This window comes from Catonella sp., assembly GCF_052169795.1.
Lineage (GTDB): Bacteria > Bacillota > Clostridia > Lachnospirales > Lachnospiraceae > Catonella.
This window is the reverse complement of sequence record NZ_JBQNBU010000151.1, coordinates 1-3207: the sequence shown is the minus strand read 5'-3', so window position 1 is coordinate 3207 and position 3207 is coordinate 1. Positions and strand designations below refer to the sequence as shown.

Genomic DNA, 3207 nt, shown 5'->3' with positions numbered 1-3207 from the left:
TGGGAGCATGGCTCAGGTCCTTGTGGTCCTTGTACAGAGATTTATTTTGACAGAGGCGAGAAGTATGGTTGTGGAAAACCTGGTTGTACTGTAGGTTGTGATTGCGACAGATATATGGAAGTATGGAATGTTGTATTTTCGCAGTTTGATAATGACGGTAAGGGTAATTATTCAGACCTTGAGCAGAAGAATATCGACACAGGTATGGGACTTGAAAGACTGGCTGTGGCAGTACAGGATGTTGATTCCATCTTTGATGTAGATACACTTTTAGCACTCAGAAATAAGGTTTGTGAAATAGCAGGTAAAAAATATAAGGATAATGAGAAAAATGATATCTCAATTCGAGTAATTACCGACCATATCCGTTCAGCAACATTTATGATATCTGATGGAATTATGCCTTCAAATGAAGGAAGAGGCTATGTGCTTAGAAGAATAATCAGAAGAGCTGACAGACATGGAAAGTTACTCGGTATAGACGGAGCCTTCCTTGTAGGACTTGCTAAAGCGGTAATTGCAGGAAGTAAAGACGGTTATCCTGAACTTGCTGAGAAACAGGATTTTATACTGAATGTAATAGAGCAGGAAGAAGAGAAGTTTGAAAAGACAATAAATCAGGGACTTGAAATACTTGAAGGCATACAGAAGGAAATGGAAGCTAAGGGGATTAAGACTATGTCCGGTGAAGATGCCTTTAAGCTTTACGATACCTATGGTTTCCCTATCGACTTAACTAAGGAAATTCTTGAAGAAAAGGGAATGGATATAGATGAGGAAGCCTTTAAACAGGCTATGAAGGTGCAGAAGGATACTGCCAGAAATGCAAGAAAAACCACAAGTTATATGGGAGCGGATGCTACTATATATGAGCAGATTGATCCTGCTATTAATTCTGAGTTCATCGGATATGATAAGACAGAGGCAGAAGGAAAGATAGTTGCTCTTGTAAGTGTTGGTTCAGAAGAAGATGGAGAAGAAAGTGCTATATCAGAGGCTCTTACTGATGGAATGACAGGAGCTATAATTACAGATGTAACTCCATTTTATGCTACAAAGGGTGGACAGCTTGGAGATATCGGTGTAATTACTGTTGGTGATTCTGTATTTGAAGTAAAGGATACTACACCTGTAGCAGGTTCAAAAATAGCCCATATTGGTAAGGTTATAAAGGGTATGTTTAAGATCGGTGATGTGGTTACTCTTAAGGTAGATGCAGAAAACCGTATGGCAACCTGTAGAAACCACAGTGCTACCCATCTTTTACAGAAGGCTTTAAGAGAGGTGCTTGGCACTCATGTTGAACAGTCAGGTTCTTATCAGGATGCAGGAAGAACAAGATTTGACTTTAGTCACTTTAAGGCTATGACTCCTGAGGAAATTAAGGCAGTTGAGAAGCTTGTAAATGATAAAATAGCTGAAGCTCTTCCTGTTGATACTAAGATTATGTCTGTGGAGGATGCTAAGAAGAGTGGAGCTATGGCACTTTTTGGTGAGAAATATGGCGATGAAGTACGTGTAGTAGGAATGGGAGAGTTCTCCAAGGAATTCTGTGGCGGTACTCATGTAAAGAACACAGGAATGATAGGTCAGTTTAAGATTATTTCTGAAAACGGTGTGGCTGCCGGAATCAGAAGAATAGAAGCAATCACAGGCAATAATGTAATCAAGTATTATGAAAATCTTGAAAATACAATTGCTGAAGCTGCTAAAATGCTTAAGGCAAGTCCTGATAAGCTTGTAGAAAAGGCTAAGCATCTTATGGAAGAACTTAAGGCTCTTCAAAGTGAAAATGAATCACTTAAGAATAAGGCTGCTAAGGAAGCTTTAGGTGATGTTATGGATAAGGTTGTTGAAATAGGTGGAGTTAAGGTTCTATCAGTAGAGATACCTGATACCGATGGCAATGAGCTTAGAAATCTTGGTGATGAACTTAAGAATAAGCTTGGAGAAGGACTTATCTTCCTTGCTTCTGCTAAAGAAGGCAAGGTAAGCCTTGTAGCTATGGCTACTGACGGAGCTGTAAAGACAGGAGTTCATGCCGGTAATCTTATAAAGGCTGTTGCACCTGTAGTAGGTGGTGGTGGCGGTGGTCGTCCTAATATGGCTCAGGCTGGTGGTAAGCTTCCTGAGAAGATAACGCTTGCTGTAGAAGCTGTTGCTGATGAAGTAAAAAAACAGTTAGGTGCTTAACCTGAAAATTTTAATTTTACAATAATGCATATAAATAGAAGTCACTATAATTTTTTCTGTATTTTTATAGTGACTTCTTTTCAATATGTATATGTAGTGGATTACAGGCATTACATCGGAAATGTAGCTAAGCATGCTAATACGGATATAATTTTCTTAAATAATACCGCAGCTACAAGTGTAGAAAAGTCAAAACAGATGTTGGGGATATTTAAGTAGTCGATAGTTAAAAGTGGTCTTCCCAATCATCCGGAAAATTCATACTACATACATCATAAATGCCTGAATATTTACCAAGAAGTTGTTTAAAACTACAAATAAAGTTATCCCAAGATTCTTTGGTCGGACTAAGATATTTCATTGAGAGCATAATTTGATATAGTGCCAAAAGACATTATTTCGACTGTTGCCCAAATGGGGATTGCCCCATCATAGTTGTTAAAATTGTGTTCTATAAAAATATCGTTAGAACGATTGATTTCAGATGCAATATTGGTATAATTTTTCCAATACAAATTTTTATCTTTGAAAAATGATGGATCATTTAAAATTAATGCATCTTGTGTAATTTGAAATGAATTAACCAAACGAGTTCTTAAAGCAATTTCTATTTGGGTTAAATAGCTGAAAATGAGATGTGATAATTCAGAGTCAAAATAATATAGCTTCAAAACATCAGAAAAGGTAGTACTTTTAACATATTTTTTAATTGAAGAGTCAAATTTATGAAAACTATAACCTTTTAGCCTATAATAGCCGATTGTTGTCAATGCTGTTCTTGCTTCACTGGGTGAAGTTATTATCATTCCTGAGTCAATGAGTTTTTGTATTAATTGTTCAACTGATAAAAATTTTTTCGGATATTGATACATTTAGATTACCTCTTAGTATAGAAAGTCCCACCGGGTTGCGCATTTTTACATAAGTAAAACTAAGCGTGGTGGGTTCTGTTGCTAATATTATATTATTGATTACTATATTTGTCAATGACTGTTCTGATTATTATATAACACA

2 protein-coding genes are annotated in these 3207 nt (G+C 36.6%); one reads left to right on the top strand and one right to left on the bottom strand.

The genetic code is table 11. The annotated features are described in order from the left end of the window. Window positions 1–2193: alanine--tRNA ligase (gene alaS / locus ACTTKP_RS11795; protein ID WP_442554085.1), on the top strand; the 2193-nt coding region annotated here is incomplete at its 5' end. Between the two features lie 347 nt (window positions 2194–2540). Here the strand turns inward: alaS and ACTTKP_RS11790 are convergent. Beyond that, complete coding sequence (locus tag ACTTKP_RS11790; protein ID WP_442554084.1) at window positions 2541–3065, bottom strand: Abi family protein; 525 nt, start codon at window positions 3063–3065, stop codon at window positions 2541–2543. Between the last annotated feature and the right edge of the window lie 142 nt (window positions 3066–3207).

Coding starts and splice junctions, on each gene's coding strand:
- ACTTKP_RS11790 (WP_442554084.1), bottom strand. CDS start 3,065: ATGTATCAATATCCGAAAAAATTTTTATCAGTTGAACAATTAATACAA.